Source organism: Variovorax saccharolyticus (assembly GCF_030316765.1).
In the GTDB taxonomy this organism is placed as follows: Bacteria; Pseudomonadota; Gammaproteobacteria; order Burkholderiales; family Burkholderiaceae_C; genus Variovorax; species Variovorax saccharolyticus.
Genome location: NZ_JASZYT010000001.1, coordinates 24691 through 40447 on the forward strand (window position 1 = coordinate 24691; position 15757 = coordinate 40447).

At 68.8% G+C, this 15757-nt stretch carries 17 protein-coding genes; 8 read left to right on the forward strand and 9 right to left on the reverse strand.

Annotated features, from left to right (window positions below; genetic code table 11):
* Positions 1-4: 4 nt before the first annotated feature.
* Positions 5-2044, forward strand: coding sequence for an AsmA family protein (locus QTI45_RS00155; protein WP_286369180.1), 2040 nt, complete (start codon positions 5-7; stop codon positions 2042-2044).
* Positions 2045-2047: 3 nt separating this feature from the next.
* Here the strand turns inward: QTI45_RS00155 and QTI45_RS00160 are convergent, their stop codons facing one another.
* The 3 genes from QTI45_RS00160 to gpmA form a co-directional block, all read right to left on the reverse strand.
* The gene (locus QTI45_RS00160) at positions 2048-2809 is read right to left on the reverse strand and encodes a HesA/MoeB/ThiF family protein (RefSeq protein WP_286369181.1); all 762 of its coding nucleotides are present in this window, start codon (positions 2807-2809) and stop codon (positions 2048-2050) included.
* 54 nt (positions 2810-2863) lie between these two features.
* The gene (locus tag QTI45_RS00165; protein ID WP_286369182.1) at positions 2864-4306 is read right to left on the reverse strand and encodes a S41 family peptidase; all 1443 of its coding nucleotides are present in this window, start codon (positions 4304-4306) and stop codon (positions 2864-2866) included.
* A 99-nt stretch (positions 4307-4405) separates the two neighbouring features.
* The gene (gpmA, locus tag QTI45_RS00170) at positions 4406-5149 is read right to left on the reverse strand and encodes a 2,3-diphosphoglycerate-dependent phosphoglycerate mutase (RefSeq protein ID WP_286369183.1); all 744 of its coding nucleotides are present in this window, start codon (positions 5147-5149) and stop codon (positions 4406-4408) included.
* Positions 5150-5221: 72 nt separating this feature from the next.
* Here gpmA and QTI45_RS00175 point away from each other — a divergent pair, with 72 nt between their 5' ends.
* The 4 genes from QTI45_RS00175 (at position 5222) to QTI45_RS00190 (ending at position 7506) form a co-directional block, all read left to right on the forward strand.
* Positions 5222-5629 carry a rhodanese-like domain-containing protein gene (locus tag QTI45_RS00175; protein ID WP_286369184.1) on the forward strand — a complete coding sequence of 136 codons (408 nt, stop codon included), beginning with the start codon at positions 5222-5224 and terminating at the stop codon, positions 5627-5629.
* Positions 5630-5649: 20 nt separating this feature from the next.
* Positions 5650-5910, forward strand: coding sequence for a glutaredoxin 3 (grxC, locus tag QTI45_RS00180; protein ID WP_286369185.1), 261 nt, complete (start codon positions 5650-5652; stop codon positions 5908-5910).
* Between the two features lie 104 nt (positions 5911-6014).
* A complete protein-coding gene (secB, locus tag QTI45_RS00185; protein WP_286369186.1) occupies positions 6015-6479 on the forward strand; it encodes a protein-export chaperone SecB in 465 nt (154 codons plus the stop codon).
* 25 nt (positions 6480-6504) lie between these two features.
* Positions 6505-7506, forward strand: coding sequence for an NAD(P)H-dependent glycerol-3-phosphate dehydrogenase (locus QTI45_RS00190; RefSeq protein WP_286369187.1), 1002 nt, complete (start codon positions 6505-6507; stop codon positions 7504-7506).
* A gap of 24 nt (positions 7507-7530) precedes the next feature.
* Here the strand turns inward: QTI45_RS00190 and QTI45_RS00195 are convergent, their stop codons facing one another.
* Positions 7531-8328 carry a segregation and condensation protein A gene (locus QTI45_RS00195; RefSeq protein WP_286369306.1) on the reverse strand — a complete coding sequence of 266 codons (798 nt, stop codon included), beginning with the start codon at positions 8326-8328 and terminating at the stop codon, positions 7531-7533.
* A gap of 126 nt (positions 8329-8454) precedes the next feature.
* A complete protein-coding gene (locus tag QTI45_RS00200) occupies positions 8455-8661 on the reverse strand; it encodes a DUF3460 family protein (protein WP_286369188.1) in 207 nt (68 codons plus the stop codon).
* A 105-nt stretch (positions 8662-8766) separates the two neighbouring features.
* Between QTI45_RS00200 and QTI45_RS00205 the strand changes: the two genes are divergently transcribed.
* Positions 8767-9438 (forward strand): hypothetical protein, encoded by a 672-nt coding sequence (locus QTI45_RS00205; RefSeq protein WP_286369189.1) that lies wholly within the window; start codon positions 8767-8769, stop codon positions 9436-9438.
* Between the two features lie 56 nt (positions 9439-9494).
* On the forward strand, positions 9495-9944 hold the full coding sequence (locus QTI45_RS00210) for an outer membrane protein assembly factor BamE (RefSeq protein WP_444813128.1): 450 nt from the start codon (positions 9495-9497) through the stop codon (positions 9942-9944).
* A gap of 4 nt (positions 9945-9948) precedes the next feature.
* Here the strand turns inward: QTI45_RS00210 and QTI45_RS00215 are convergent, their stop codons facing one another.
* From QTI45_RS00215 to metG, 3 genes are read right to left on the reverse strand one after another with little or no spacing between them, the layout of a single operon-like run.
* The gene (locus QTI45_RS00215) at positions 9949-11613 is read right to left on the reverse strand and encodes a SulP family inorganic anion transporter (protein WP_286369190.1); all 1665 of its coding nucleotides are present in this window, start codon (positions 11611-11613) and stop codon (positions 9949-9951) included.
* Positions 11614-11642: 29 nt separating this feature from the next.
* Positions 11643-11849, reverse strand: coding sequence for a hypothetical protein (locus tag QTI45_RS00220; RefSeq protein ID WP_286369191.1), 207 nt, complete (start codon positions 11847-11849; stop codon positions 11643-11645).
* A gap of 11 nt (positions 11850-11860) precedes the next feature.
* Positions 11861-13939 (reverse strand): methionine--tRNA ligase, encoded by a 2079-nt coding sequence (gene metG, locus QTI45_RS00225; RefSeq protein WP_286369192.1) that lies wholly within the window; start codon positions 13937-13939, stop codon positions 11861-11863.
* A 123-nt stretch (positions 13940-14062) separates the two neighbouring features.
* On the opposite strand from metG, the gene QTI45_RS00230 reads away from it, so the two are divergent.
* A complete protein-coding gene (locus tag QTI45_RS00230) occupies positions 14063-14530 on the forward strand; it encodes a GNAT family N-acetyltransferase (RefSeq protein WP_286369193.1) in 468 nt (155 codons plus the stop codon).
* On the opposite strand, the gene QTI45_RS00235 is transcribed toward QTI45_RS00230, so the two are convergent.
* Positions 14473-15744, reverse strand: a complete 1272-nt coding sequence (locus QTI45_RS00235; RefSeq protein WP_286369194.1) for a patatin-like phospholipase family protein — start codon at positions 15742-15744, stop codon at positions 14473-14475. The two genes, QTI45_RS00230 and QTI45_RS00235, sit on opposite strands and share 58 nt — an antisense overlap.
* Positions 15745-15757 lie beyond the last annotated feature (13 nt).

The following is a 15757-nucleotide window of genomic DNA, read 5'->3' on the forward strand; positions in this document are numbered from 1 at the left end:
TTCCATGACGACCGCGCCCGCCGTCCCCGCACTGCACGGCCGGTTCTGGCTGAAGCTGGTTGCGCTGCTGCTCGGGCTCTTCGCTGCCATCCTGCTGGTCCTCGCACTGTTTCCCTGGGACCTGCTGCGCGAGCCGCTGAACCGCTATGTCAGCGAGAAGACCGGGCGCCGCTTCGAGATCACCCGAAGGCTCGATGTTGAAGTCGGCTGGCGACAGGCGACCGTGCGCTTCGACGGCATCGAGTTCGCGAACCCCCCGTGGGCCCGCGAACCTTACCTGGTGCGTGCCGAACGAGCGGAGTTCGACCTTCGCTTCTGGCAGTTGCTGGCGCGGCGCATCGTGCTGCCGCGCCTCGTGCTGGCCCAGCCCTCCCTCGGCCTGCAGATGGAGCCGGACGGCCGCAAGACGTGGGCGCTGGGCAAGGGCAATGACGACGAGAGCACGGTGCCCACCATCGGCCTGATCCAGGTCGACGGCGGCAGTGTCGATTTCCTGGCGAAGGCGCTGGAGATCGACCTGCGTGCCCAATTCAGCTTCGACAGCCAACGCGGCGAGATGCCGCTCAGCTACCAGGTCAAGGGCCGCTACCGCGCCCAGCCGCTGACCGCGGTCGGCCGGACCGGCAACGTGCTGCAACTCAGCGCCGTCGGCCAGCCGCCCTTTCCGATCGAGATCGACCTGAAGGCCGGCCAGACCCGCCTGAAGGCGAGCGGGACGGTGGCCGAACTGGCCGACCTCGATGGACTCGATGCCCAGTTCGAGATGCGGGGCCCTGACCTGGGCCGCCTCTATCCGGCGCTGGGCATCGCGCTGCCGCAGACGCCGCCCTATGCGCTCAGCGGCAACCTGCGCAAGAACGCCGCGCTGTGGGAAGTGCGTGGCCTGAAGGGGCGCCTGGGACTGTCGGACATCGGCGGCGACATGCAGTTCGACAAGTCGCAGAAGGTGCCCCATCTGGGCGGCACGCTGCGCTCGCGGGTCATGGACATGGACGATCTGGGCCCGCTGATCGGCCTGCCGCCGACCGCGCGCTCCGCCAACGCCGTCGAGGGCGTGGCGCCACCGCCGACGATCGCCCAGGTGGACAGGCGCAAGCGCAACGACCCCGCGCGCAAGGTGCTGCCCGACGCCACCCTGGACTTCGAGCGTCTGCGCGCGATGAACGCGGATGTCAGCTACACCGCCGAGCGGATCCAGAACGTGCGCGAACTGCCGCTCGACAAGGGCAGCGTCCAGGTGAAGCTCAAAGACGGCGTACTGACCCTGGACCCTCTGGAACTCGGCGTGGCCAGCGGCAGGATCGCCGGCGCGATCCGCATCGATGCGACCCAGAATCCGGCCGACATCCGGGCCGCGCTGGACGTCCGGGCGATGCAGATCAACCGTCTGATCCCCAAGGTCGAGACGCTGAAGACCAGCTTCGGCCGACTCGACGGACGGATCAACCTGTCAGGCCGGGGCAATTCGGTGGCCAGCTGGCTCGGCGGCGCCTCGGGCGATGTCGCCGCCATCACCGGCCGCGGCCAGTTCAGCAACCTGCTGCTGGAGTTCCTGGGCCTCGACGGCGGCGAGATCATCAAGTTCCTGCTCGAGGGCGACCACAACGTGGAGTTGCGCTGCGCGGCTGTGGCCTTCGATGTCGAGAAGGGCGTCATGAACGGCCGCAGCCTGGTCTTCGACACCAGCGACACGGTCTTCAACGGCGCCGGCAGCATCAGCCTGGCCAGCGAGAGCATGGATCTGGTGGTCAGGCAGCAGCCCAAGGACATGAGCATCCTGGCGCTGCGCACGCCGCTGCGGGTGCGCGGCAGCTTCGCCTCGCCGAAGGCGGGGGTGGAGGTTGCGCCGCTGGCGACGCGCGGCGCTGCAGCGCTGGCGCTGGCCGCGATCAATCCGCTGCTGGCGCTGGTGGCCACGGTGGAGACCGGCCCGGGCAAGGACGCCGATTGCTCCGAAGTGCTGGCCGAGGCGAAGAAGCCGTCGTCGCGCGCCGCTGCGGCTGGGGCCACCAAAGCCCGGCAGCAGCCGGCACCCGGAAGCTAGGGTCTAGGGTGCCGGCTGGCGATGCCCGCAGACGGAGCAGCCCGGATCGCGCGCAACGCCCAGAGAGTCGAAGGCCGTGCGGCGGCCGTCGAACATCAGCAGGCGCCCGGCCAGCGACGGCCCGATGCCGGCCAGCAGCTTCAGGGCCTCGCTGGCCTGCAGCGTGCCGATGGTGCCGACCACCGGTGCGAACACGCCCAGCACCGCGCAGCGCGTTTCCTCGAAATCGGCGTCCGGCGGGAACAGGCAGGCGTAGCAGGGCGAGGCCGCGTCGCGCGTGTCGTAGACGCTGAGCTGGCCGTCGAAGCGGATCGCGGCCCCGGCCACCAGGGGTTTGGCATGGGCGACGCAGGCGCGGTTGACGGCATGGCGCGTGGCGAAGTTGTCGCTGCAGTCGAGCACCACGTCGGCGCCGGCGACGAGTTCGGCCAGCAGGGCGTCATCGGCCCGCAGGCGGTGCGTCTCGATGCGGATGTCCGGGTTGATGGCCCGCATCGCCGCGGCCGCCGATTCGACCTTGGCCATGCCCACGCGGTCGGTCGTGTGCGCGATCTGGCGCTGGAGATTGGTGAGGTCGAGCGCGTCGTCGTCGACCAGCGAGATCTGGCCGACGCCGGCCGCGGCCAAATAGAGGAGGGCGGGCGAACCCAGCCCGCCGGCACCGATGACCAGCGCATGCCCGGCGCTCACGCGGGCCTGGCCGTCGATGCCGAATTCCTCCAGCAGGATGTGGCGCGAGTAGCGCAGCAGGTCCTGGTCTTCCATGCGCCGCGCGGGAACGGACCGCCGGGGAAGGCTTCAGCAGAAGCCGCCCGGGGATCAGTTGTCCTTCTTTTCTTCCTTGTTGTCGACGATGATCTGCGTCTTGCTGACCATCACCGGCTGGCCCTTGAGGCTCTTGAGGGCCTGCGCCAACGCGAAGTCGTCAGTGGCGCCGAACTCGGGCACCTTGCGGTCCTGCGGCGGCTTCTTGGCTTCTTCCTCGAGGCGCTTGCGGGCCTCGTCGCGGGCCTTCTCGCGCTCGGGGTCCTTGCTCTCGGGGCCCTGGCCGCTGGCCAGGTGCTTCTCGAGGTCGGCCTCGCGCATGCGCAGGGCGGCGAAGGGGCTGCCCTCGGCGCTCTCGTCGACCAGCACGTTGGGCACGATGCCCTTGGCCTGGATCGAGGTGCCGCTCGGCGTGTAGTAGCGGGCGGTCGTGATCTTGAGGCCGGTGTCCGGGCCCAGGGGACGGACGGTCTGCACCGAGCCCTTGCCGAAGGTCTGGCTGCCCATGATGGTGGCGCGCTTGTGGTCCTGCAGGGCGCCGGCGACGATCTCGCTGGCCGAGGCCGAGCCTTCGTTCACGAGCACCACCAGCGGCACGGTCTTGAGGCCCGCGGGCAGGTTGCGCAGCGGATCGCTGCCGGCACGGCGCTGGTAGAACTCGGGCGCCGCCTTGTAGATCGACTTGCTTTCGGCGAGCTGGCCGTCGGTCGACACCACTGTGACGTTCTCGGGCAGGAAGGCGGCCGAGATCGCGACCGCGGCGTCGAGCAGGCCGCCCGGGTCGTTGCGCAGGTCGAGCACCAGGCCCTTGAGGTTCGGGTCCTGCTTGTAGATCTCTTCGACCTTCTTGACGAAGTCGTCGACCGTGCGTTCCTGGAATTGCGACAGGCGGATCCAGGCGTAGCCCGGCTCCATCACCTTGCCGCGCACCGACTGCGTGCGGATCTCTTCGCGCGTGATCGTCACCGGGAATGTGCGGTTCTCGTCCTTGCGGAAAATCGTGAGCAGCACCTTGGTGTTGGCCTCGCCGCGCATGCGCTTGACCGCCTCGTTGAGCGTCAGGCCGCGCACGGCCGTGTCGTCGATCTTGGTGATCAGGTCGTTGGGCTTGAGGCCGGCGCGGAAGGCCGGCGAGCCCTCGATCGGCGACACCACCTTGATCAGGCCGTCTTCCTGGGAGATCTCGATGCCCACGCCGACGAAGCGGCCCGTGGTGCCTTCGCGGAATTCCTTGAAAGACTTCTTGTCGAAGTACTGGGAATGCGGATCGAGCCCGGCGACCATGCCCGAGATCGCATCCGAGATGAGCTTTTTCTCGTCGACCGGCTCGACATAGTCGCTCTTGACCATGCCGAAAACCGCAGCCAGTTGCTGCAGTTCCTCGAGGGGCAGGGGAGCCAGCGAGCCTCGTGCAACGGTTTGTAACGAGACGGTGGTCAGCGCGCCGGCAAAGGCGCCCGCGGCGACCCAGCCGGTGATCTTCATTTTCTGGCCCATGTGAAAGTGTCCTTGTCGCCTGTCAGCCCAATATACACAGCTTGGAAGCAAGTTGTCGGCCGGGGTTCCGTGCCCCGCCGAACAAATTGAGAATTTCTGTTACGCCTTGCCCTGCGACGCGACCGCTGCCATTGCCTTCTCGGCCGCCTCGGCGTCGCCGAGGTAGTAGTGCCGCAGCGGCTTGAGCTCGTCGTCGAGCTCGTAGACCAGCGGAATGCCATTGGGGATGTTCAGCCCCACGATGGCGTCGTCGGAAATGCCGTCTAGGTACTTCACCAGCGCGCGGATCGAGTTCCCGTGTGCGGCCACCACCAGCCGGCGGCCGGCACGGATGGCGGGCGCCATCGATTCGTTCCAGAAAGGCAGCACGCGGGCCACCGTGTCCTTCAGGCATTCGGTCAGTGGCACCTGCTCGGGCGCCAGCTTGGCGTAGCGGACATCGCTGCGCTCGCTGCGCGGATCGTTCGGCTCCAGCGGCGGCGGCGGCGTGCTGTAGCTGCGGCGCCAGACCAGCACCTGCTCGTCGCCGTACTTCTTGGCCGTCTCGGCCTTGTTGAGGCCCTGCAGGCCGCCGTAGTGGCGCTCGTTGAGGCGCCACGAATGGACCACCGGCAGCCAGGTGCGGTCGAGCTCGTCGAGCGTGTGCCAGAGCGTGCGGGTGGCGCGCTTGAGCACGCTGGTGTAGGCGACGTCGAAGTCGTAGCCCTCGGCCTTCAGCAGCCGGCCGGCCTGCTTGGCCTGCTCGACGCCGGTCGGCGTCAGGTCGACGTCGGTCCAGCCGGTGAAGCGGTTTTCGAGATTCCAGGTCGATTCGCCGTGGCGGATCAGTACCAGTTTGTGCATGGGAGAGGCCTTTGGGAACGCGTGCGGAAAGCCGACATTCTAAAATCCGGGGTTTGCCACTCAAGGAATACCGTGAAATTCATTGTCGACAACTGGATGCTGATCCTGATTGCGCTCAGTTCGGGCGGCATGCTGGCATGGCCGATGGTGCGCGGCGCGAACGCCGGTTCGCTCTCGGCGCAGGGTGCGGTGCAGCTGATCAACCGCGAGCGCGCGGTGGTGGTCGACGTCCGCGAGCCCGAGGAGTTCGCGGCCGGCCATGTGACGGGCGCCAAGAACGTGCCGCTCAGCCAGCTCGAGCAGAAGCTGCCGGGCGCGGTCAAGAACAAGTCGTTGCCATTGTTGCTTGTGTGTGCCAGCGGCTCGCGGGCCCAGCGCGCAGTGGCGATGGCCAAGAAGCTCGGCTACGAGCAAGCCCAAGCGGTGGCCGGCGGACTCAAGTCCTGGAAAGAGGCTAACCTGCCCCTTGAAAAGGCCTGAAACCCCACGAACTGGACCCGATGCAAGCCGTCAAGATGTACACCACCGCCGTCTGCCCCTACTGCATTCGCGCGAAGCAAATCCTCAAGTCCAAGGGCGTCGAACAGATCGAGGAGATCCGTATCGACAGCGATCCACAGGCTCGCGCCACCATGATGGACATCACCCGCCGACGCACCGTGCCGCAGATCTTCATCGGCGACACCCATGTGGGCGGCTGTGACGACCTGATCGCGCTCGACGGGCGCGGCGGGTTGACGCCGTTGCTGCAGGGCGCCTGAGTCTTCCGGCCGGCGCCGCCGGGCGATAATGGCCGGCTACCACCAGCAGCCCGCTCCGGGACACTCCGGGCGGGCATTGTTTTGATCTCCCGAAAGTTTGAGCCATGGCCGACCAGCAAGCACAAGACCCCGTTTTCCAGATCCAGCGCGTCTACCTCAAGGATCTGTCGCTCGAGCAGCCGAATTCGCCGGCCATCCTGCTCGAACAGGAACAACCGACCGTCGACATCCAGCTCGGCGTCGACGCCCAGCCCGTGACCGACGGCATCTTCGAGATCACCGTGTCGGCCACCGTGCAGACCAAGATCGGCGACAAGACCGTGTTCCTGGTCGAGGCCAAGCAAGCCGGCATCTTCGAGATCCGCAACCTGCCGGAAGACCAGATGGGCCCGATCCTCGGCATCGCCTGCCCGCAGATCGTCTACCCGTACCTGCGCGGCAACGTGGCCGACGTGATCCAGCGCGGCGGCTTCCCGCCGGTGCACCTGGCCGAGATCAACTTCCAGGCGATGTTCGAGCAGCAGCAAGCCCAGGCCGCCGGCCAGGCTTCGCAGATCGTCACGCAGTAAGCCTGCTGCAGCGGGCCTTCCGCCGATGAAGATCTGCGTGCTCGGCGCCGGCGCCTGGGGCACGGCGCTGGCGATCAATGCCGCCGGCCGCCATGCGGTCACCCTCTGGGCGCGCGATGCCCTCCAAGTGAGGGCCATGGATTCGGCGCGCGAGAACGCGCGCTACCTGCCCGGCATCGGCTTCCCCGCCGGATTGAGCGTGCGGGGCGGCGAGGCGTCGTCTGCGTTCGAGGACGCCGAGCTCGTGATCGTGGCGACGCCGATGTCGGCACTGCGCGGGCAACTCGAGTTGCTGCGCCAGGCGGCCTGTCCGGTGGCCTGGCTCGCCAAGGGGGTCGAAACGGCGCCGGCCGGCTCCACGGAGGTGGGGCTGCTGGCCCACGAAATCCAGGCCCGGGTGGCGCCCGGGCTGCAGGCCGGCGTGCTGAGCGGCCCGAGCTTTGCACAGGAAGTGGCGCAGGGTCGGCCCACGGCGCTGGTCGCCGCCAGTCCGCTCGCGGCGGTGCGCGACGCGCTGGTCGAAGCCTTCCATGGGCCCGCGCTGCGGGTCTACGCGAACGACGACATCGTCGGTGTCGAAGTCGGCGGTGCGGTCAAGAACGTGCTCGCGATCGCCACTGGCCTGGCCGACGGGCTGGCCCTCGGCCTCAACGCGCGGGCGGCGCTGATCACGCGCGGCCTGGCCGAGATGACGCGCTTCGGCACCGCGCTCGGCGCCCGGGCCGACACCTTCATGGGCTTGTCGGGGCTCGGCGACCTCGTGCTCACAGCCACCGGCGACCTGTCGCGCAACCGCAAGGTCGGCCTGCTGCTGGCCCAGGGCCGGACGCTGTCGCAGGCGGTGGACTCGCTCGGCCACGTCGCCGAAGGCGTCTATTGCGCGCGCACGGTGGTGCAGCGCGCGCGCCACCTCGGGATCGAGATGCCGATCTCGGACAGCGTGGTGGCGGTGCTGGATGGCCGGCTCAGGCCCGCCGAGGCGGTGGCCGGCCTGATGGGGCGCGAGCCGGGCGTCGAGTCCGTCTGAGGCGGGCCCCCGGACAGCGGGGGCTCACGCCGGCGTGTACGCCAGCCGCACGTAGATCGGCGCGAAGGCCTCGGCCTGCGTGATGTCGATCAGGGTTTCCTTGGCCAGCTCGAGCATCGCGATGAAGGTGACGATCAGCACCGGCGTGCCGCGCGTGACATCGAACAGCTTCTCGAACTCGACGAACTGCCGGCCCTGCAGGTGGCGCAGCACGATGCTCATGTGCTCGCGCACGCTGAGCTCCTCGCGCGAGATCTTGTGGTGCTGCACGAGCTTGGCGCGCTTCAGGATGTCGGCCCAGGCCTCGCGCAGGTCGACCACGTTCATGTCCGGAAAGCGCGGCTTGAGCGACTGCTCGATGTAGACCTGGGCCTTCCAGAAGTCGCGTCCGGCCTGCGGCATGGCGCTCAGCGAGGCGGCCTGCAGCTTGGTCTGCTCGTACTCGAGCAGCCGGCGCACCAGCTCGGCGCGCGGATCCTCGGCCTCCTCGCCCTCGGCCGACTTCTTGGGCGGCAGCAGCATGCGCGACTTGATCTCGATCAGCATCGCGGCCATCAGCAGGTATTCGGCGGCCAGCTCCAGATTGGTCTGGCGGATCTCGTCGACGTAGCTCAGGTACTGCCGCGTCAGCCCGGCCATCGGGATGTCGAGGATGTTGAAGTTCTGCTTGCGGATGAGGTAGAGCAGCAGGTCCAGCGGCCCTTCGAAGGCTTCCAGGAAGACCTGCAGCGCCTCGGGCGGGATGTAGAGGTCGTTCGGCAGCGCGAACAGCGGCTCGCCGTAGAGGCGGGCGAGGGCGACCTGGTCGATGACCTCCGGCATCGCCGCGACCAGGGCTGCGCCGTCGTCCGCGATCGTCTCCACCGGGGCCGACGCCGCGGCGTCGGGCGCTGCGCTGCCGGCGCCCTGGCGCCGGGCACCGGAACCCGGAACGGCCCGGATGACCACTTATTTCACGCGGGTCTGGTAGACGTAGGGCTGCTGCGGGACCTTCGCCTCGCTGTACTCCTCGAGCAGGCCGCGGTCGAGGTGCTTGTCCCAGAGCAGCGCACGGCCGGCGCGCTGCTCGGCCTCCAGCGTCGGCTTCTGTTCCTTCATCTGGTCGATGAAGCTGGTGATTTCGGACGTGTAGTGGGGGCGGGCGAAGATGGACATGGCAATAGGACCTTTGGCGGCGATTTTACCGGGTGGAATCCGCCTTGAAGCCTTCTTGCGCATGCGCTAGCGTGGCGGCTCCGAATCCAACCCAGGAGAATGCAAATGACGCGCCGCAACTCGATCATCCTCGCCACGGCTGCAGGGGTCGCCTTGCTGGTGGCCGGGTGCACCAGCACCCAGACCGCCAACCCGCAAAGCAAGGCGAGCTTCTTCGTCACCAGCACGAATCCGGGCAAGGGCGCCGACTTCGGCGGCCTGGCGGGTGCCGACCGCTTCTGCCAGAGCCTGGCTTCGGCCGTGGGTGCGGGCGGGCGCAACTGGCGCGCCTATCTGAGCACCAACGCGGCCGCGGGCGCGGCCGCCGTCAACGCCCGGGACCGCATCGGCACCGGCCCCTGGTACAACGTCAAGGGTGAACTGATCGCGAGCAACGTCGACGAGCTGCACGGGACCAACAAGCTCACCAAGCAGACCGCGTTGACCGAGAAGGGCGAGGTCGTGAGCGGTCGCGGCGACCCGGTCAACATGCACGACATCCTCACCGGCTCTTCTCCCGACGGTCGCGCCGTGAGCGACGGCAAGGACAACACCTGCGGCAACTGGACCAAGAGCGGCGACGGCTCGGCCATCGTCGGCCACCACGACCGCATGGGACTCAATGACAGCCCGCCCGCGAAGTCCTGGAACTCCTCGCATGCGACGCAGGGTTGCAGCCTGGACGCGCTGAAGAAGACCGGCGGCAACGGCCTGCTGTTCTGCTTCGCGCAGAACTGACGCCAGCGGTGCGGTCCCGGTTGCGGACGCGGATCGCGGTGGGCTGGCTGGCGGCGATGCTGTCCCTCGCGGGTTGCGACCCGAGGCGGATCGCCGAACTCGAGGAAGGCGTGTCGACCGAGGCCGACGTGCGCGCACGCTTCGGCCAGCCCGAGCAAGTCTGGGATGCGCCCGACGGCCGGGTCTTCGAGTACAACCGCCAGCCGCAAGGCCAGAAGAACTACATGATCACCATCGGCCCGGACGGCCGCATGACCGCCCTGCGGCAGGTGCTCACGCCCGAGAACTTCGCCAGGGTGAAGCCGGGCATGGCGATGGAGGATCTGCGCCGCCTGCTGGGCAAGCCGGCGCGGCGCATCCCCTACCCGCTGAAAAACGAGACCGCCTGGGAATGGCGCTGGATGCAGCCGCCGAACTCGCCGATGGTCTTCACGGCGACGCTCGACGACGATCAGCGCGTGACGGCTGCCGGGTCTTCGCCCGATCGCAGCGCCGAGGCGCCCTGATCGCTCATTCGCGCGCCGCGGCCGCCAGCTCCGCCGCGAATCCCGAGCGCTCGAAGGCCTCGCTCGGCTGCTGCTGCAGCGATTCGACCCTCATCAAGCCGCCGCGCTCGCGCACCGCCTTGTGCAGCTGGCGCAGCGCATCCATGCCGGTGGCGTCGATCGAGAACAGCTGCATGGCGTCGAGCACCACGGTCATGCCGCGCGGCGCGCGCTCGACCGCCGCCACCACGGGATCGAGCTTGGCGGCGGCGCCGAAGAACAGCGCGCCCTGCAGCCGGTAGGTCATCGACGGTGGCTCGACCGACACCAGTTCGACGCTGAAGAGCTGGCTCATGCGCCAGACGAAGAGCGCGCAGGCTCCCACGATGCCCACCTGGACCGCCACCGTGAGGTCGAACACCACCGTGAGGAAGAAGGTGCCCAGCATGAGCAGCCGGTAGTGGCGGCTGAAGCGGCGCAGCATGCGCGGCGAGAACTGGTGCCATTCGCCCATGTTCCAGGCGACGAAGACCAGGATGCCCGCCAACACAGCCAGCGGCACGTGCTGAGCCAGCGGCGCCGCCAGCAACACCACGACCAGCAGTGTCAGCGCGTGAACCATGCCGGCGATCGGCGAACTGGCGCCGGCGCGCACGTTGGTCACGGTGCGGGCGATGGTGCCGGTGGCCGGCATGCCGCCGAAGAAGGGCGCCACCGTGTTGGCGATGCCCTGGGCCATCAGTTCCTGGTTCGGATCATGGCGCGGCAGGCCGCCGACCTGGTCGGCCACGCGGGCGCACAAGAGCGACTCGATCGCGCCGAGCACGGCGATCGTGACCGTGGGCGTCACCAGTTGCTTGACCGTTTCCCAGGAGAATGCTGGCAGCGCGAAGGCCGGGAGGTGGCCCGGAATGCCGCCGAAGCGCGTGCCGATGGTTTCCACCGGCAGGCTGAAGCCCCAGGACACCAGCGTCAGCGTGACCAGCGCGACGATCGGCCCCGGCATCCGTGAGCCGGCCTGCGCGGCACGCGTGCGGGCCATACGGCCCGCCACCCGGTGCACCGCGCGGCCGACCCAGGTGCCGGCCATCAGCAGTTGCGGCCAGACGGCCAGCCCCAGCAGGCAGGCCAGGCCGAGCGCGAAGGCATGCGGATTGAAGCTGCCGAGGTTCGAGGCCAGCGCATGGAGCTGCGAGAACATGTCGGCCGGCATCTTCGGGATCGCGAGCCCGAGCCAGTCTTTCAGTTGCGAGATCAGGATCAGCGCCGCGATCCCGTTGGTGAAGCCGACCACGATCGACAGCGGTACGTAGCGCACCAGCGTGCCAAGGCGAAACAGGCCCATCAGGAACAGCAGCACGCCGGCGCAGGCGGTGGCGATCAGCAGGTTGGCGACGCCGTAGCGCTCGACGATGCCGTAGACGATCACGATGTAGGCGCCGGCCGGCCCGCCGATCTGCACCGCCGAGCCGCCGAGCGCGGAGATCAGGAAGCCGGCGATGATCGCGGTCCAGATGCCGGCTTCGGGCTTCAGGCCCGAGGCGATCGCGAATGCCATGGCCAGCGGCAGCGCGACGATGCCCACGGTGGCGCCGGCGCCGAGGTCCTTGAGGAAGCGGCCCCTGTCGTAGCCGGCCAGTGCGTCGAGCAGTCGGGGTCGGAAGTGCGCGAGCTTCAGGGGCGAGGTCATGGCGCCATTGTGGACGCCGGCCCGCAGGATCAGTCGGAGTCGCCGGGCAGTACCGCATCGGCGGCGGCGCCGACCGCCTTGCCCGTGATGCGCACGGTGCCGATCGCGGCGTCGGCCGCCAGGCCCACCGCGCCGGCACCGACGCTGACAGCGGTGCTGGCGACGCTCACCACGGCGCAGCCGGCAAGCGCCGCACAGAGGACCAGCGCGAGAATCAGGATGGCACGCTGCTTCATGGCCTGCGTGCTCAGCGCACCCGCATCCCGGGCGTCGCGCCCGGCCACGGCTCCAGCACGTGGATGCCCGGATTCGCCTTCTCGTCGGCATGGCTGGCGGCCAGCACCATGCCCTCGGAGATGCCGAACTTCATCTTGCGCGGCGCCAGGTTGGCGACCAGCACCGTGAGCTTGCCGACCAGCTGCTCGGGCTGGTAGACCGAGGCGATGCCCGAGAAGACGTTGCGCGTGCGGCCCTCGCCGGCATCCAGCGTCAGGTGCAGCAGCTTGGTCGAGCCCTCGACCTTCTGGCAGGCGACGATCCTGGCGATCCGCAGGTCGATCTTCGCGAAGTCGTCGATCGTGATGGTCGGGGCGATGCCTTCGCCGCCGGGCAGCTCGGTGGCGGCCGCGGGCGCCGCGGCGGGCTCGGGCGCTTCGAACAGCTGGTCGAGCTGCTTGGCGTCGACCCGCTGCATCAGGTGCTTGTAGTCCCTGATCTCGTGGCCCGCGCCCAGCAGCCTTGCGGCATCGGCGAACAGCAGCGGACCGCTGGCCAGGAAGGCTTCGACTTCGGCCGCCAGCGCCGGCAGCACCGGCTTCAGGTAGATCGTGAGCAGGCGGAAGGCCTCGATGCAGGTGCTGCAGACATCGTGCAGGCGCGCTTCCATCCCTTCCTTCTTGGCGAGCTCCCAGGGCTTGTTTTGGTCGACGTATTCGTTGACCTTGTCGGCCAGGCCCATGATCTCGCGCAGGGCGCGGGCGTAGTCGCGGCCATCGTAGAGCGCCTGCATCGGCGCCGATGCGGCCTGCAGCGCGGTCAGCAGCGCCGCGCCATCGGCCGACACCGCGCCCAGCTTGCCGCCGAAGCGCTTGGCGATGAAGCCCGCCGCACGGCTGGCGATATTGATGTACTTGCCGATCAGGTCGGCGTTCACGCGCGCGATGAAGTCGTCGGGGTTGAAGTCGACGTCCTCCACCTTGGCGTTGAGCTTGGCCGCGATGTAGTAGCGCAGCCATTCGGGGTTCATGCCGATCGAAAGGTACTTGAGCGGGTCGATGCCGGTGCCGCGGCTCTTGCTCATCTTCTCGCCCGAGACCGTGATGAAGCCATGCACGTTGACCTGGCTCGGCGTCTTGCGGCCGCTGAACTGCAGCATCGCGGGCCAGAACAGCGTGTGGAAGTAGACGATGTCCTTGCCGATGAAGTGCACCTGCTCCACCGCCGGGTCGGCCACGAAGTCGTCGAAGCCCTGCGCGGTGCGCGAAGGCTCGTGCCAGTGGTTGGCCGCCTGGCCCTTGTCGAAGTGGTTCTTCAGGCTCGCGAGGTAGCCCACCGGCGCGTCGAGCCAGACGTAGAAGTACTTGCCCGGCGCATCGGGGATCTCGATGCCGAAATAGGGCGCCTCGCGCGAGATGTCCCAGTCGGCCATGCCGGCTTCGAACCACTCGCTGGCCTTCTTCGCCATCTCGGGCTGCAGCTTGCCGTCCTGCGTCCAGCTCTTGAGGAAGTCGACCACTTTCGGGTCGGACAGCTTGAAGAAGAAGTGCTCGGAGCTGCGCAGCTCGGGTGTCGCGCCCGTCAGCGTCGAGTAGGGGCTGATGAGTTCCGTCGGCGAATAGACGCTGCTGCACACCTCGCAGGCGTCGCCGTACTGGTCCTTCGCGTGGCACACCGGGCATTCGCCCTTGATGTAGCGGTCGGGCAGGAACATCCCCTTGACCGGGTCGTAGAACTGCTCGATGGTGCGCGTGGCGATCATGCCGCCGGCCTTGAGCTTCCTGTAGATGCCCTGGGCGAGTTCGGTGTTCTCGGCGCTGTCGGTCGAGTGCCAGTTGTCGAAGCGGATGTGGAAACCGTCCAGGTATTCCTGGCGGCCGGCGGCGATCTCGCCGACGAACTGCTGCGGCGTCTTGCCGGCCTTCTCGGCCGCGATCATGATCGGCGCGCCGTGCGCGTCGTCGGCGCCGACGAAGTGCACCATGTGTCCCTGCATGCGCTGGAAGCGCACCCAGATGTCGGCCTGGATGTATTCCATGATGTGGCCGACGTGGAACTTGCCGTTGGCGTAGGGCAGGGCGGTGGTGACGAAGATCTTGCGCTGGGACATCGCGGGGGCGCTTTCGGGGAGATGAGACGGGCTGGAACGGGTGGCGACGGGCGGCCGTGCCGGCGGGAGAAGGTGCATTTTAGGTCGCGGGGCTATAGTCGTCGGCGCAACCGGAGGCCAGCCGTGATCACCGCCTACGAAATCACCCTTGCGGAGGTCGCTGATGCGGCGGCGATCGCCGTGCTGTCGCGCGACGCGATCGAGACCGGCCTGTCGTGGCGCTGGACCGCGCGCCGGGTGCTCCGCAGCATCCTGGACGAGTCCACCAACGTCGCAGTGCTGCGGCGCGATGGCCAGTTGCAGGGCTTCGCGATCATGCGCTACGGCGACGAGGAAGCCCATATCTCGCTGTTCGCGGTCCGGGCGTCGCAGCGCCGCATCGGCCTCGGCTCGGCCCTGCTGGCCTGGCTGGAGGCGACGGCGCAGGTCGCCGGCATCCGGACGATCAAGCTCGAGGCCCGGGCCGGCAACGCCGCCGCCAAATCCTTCTATCGCCGCCACGGTTTCACGGAAGCGGGCTTGAGTCCGGGCTACTACGAGGACGTGGAGGATGCGGTGCGGATGGTCAAGCGATGGGGGCCCGAGGGCTGATTCCAGCCGAAGAAGCCGCACACGGCCTCGCGCTGGCGCAGCGTGTCGGCCCGTCCGAGCGCCATCAGCTCGCGCGTGAAGCCGGCCTCGAACAGCAGATAGCTCGCCAGGGCCGAGCCCTTGAGGGCGGCGCTCGCCGCCGGCAGCGAGGGGGCGCCGAGCAGGCTGCGGACGGCGGCCGGCAGCGCGGCGGCATGCCGGGCGGCAATGAGGTCGATGCGCTCCGAAGGCGCCATCAGCAGCAGTTCGACCGGGCGCAGGTTCGTGGCGGCGCGCGCCTCGGGTGGAACCAGCGCCAGGGTGGCGTTGATCCGGCGCAGGCGCTCGACGTCGGAGGTCAGGGCGTCCAGGAAGATGCTCGACAGCGCATGGCCGGCGATCTGCGCCAGGGTCGGGTCGCCGCTCAGCGCATTGGGCGCCAGGGCGTCGGGCGGCTCCTGCATTCGGCCGGCGCCGATCGCCAGGATGCGCTCGGCGCCCAGGTGGATGGCCGCGGCCAGCGGCGCCGATTGCCGCATCGAGCCGTCGCCGAAGTATTCGGAACGGCCATGCAGTTCCAGCGCCATCGCCGGAAAGACGAAGGGGATCGCGGATGAGGCCAGCAGGTGTTCGTGCCTGATCCGGACCGGTTCGCCGATGCGGGTCGAGCGCAGCCAGGGCTGCTGGGCCGGGCCGGCCTGGTAGAAGGTCACGTGCTCGCCCGAGCTGTAGCTCGACGCGGTGATCGCCAGCGCCTCGAGATGGCCTCCCGCCATCAGCCCGGGCAGCCGGTCGAGCGGCACCAGGTTCTCGAGCAGGTGGCGCAGCGGTGTGTTGTCGAGCAGGGAGCGCAGGCCGCTGCGTCGCCAGCGGGCGATCAGCCAGCCGGCGGACAGCAGCCGCGCCCAGGGCGCATCGCTGCGCAGCGCCGTCAAGGCGTCGGCGCGGTAGATCTGCCCTGCCTCCAGCCGGGACCAGACCTGCGCGATCCGGCGGACGGTGGCGTCGAAGTCGTCGGTGCCGCAGGCCAGCGCGGCCGCGTTGATGGCGCCGGCCGAGGTGCCGGTGATGATCGGGAACGGATTGGCCTGTCCGCTCGCCCCGGCAGCGCGGCGCAGCCGGGCCAGGGCCTGGAGCACGCCGACCTGGTAGGCGGCGCGCGCACCACCGCCGGTCAGCACGAGGCCGGTGGCGGGAACGGGGGTGGAGGCATGAGGCTGAGGCGGCGACGGCATGGCCGGTCGAGCG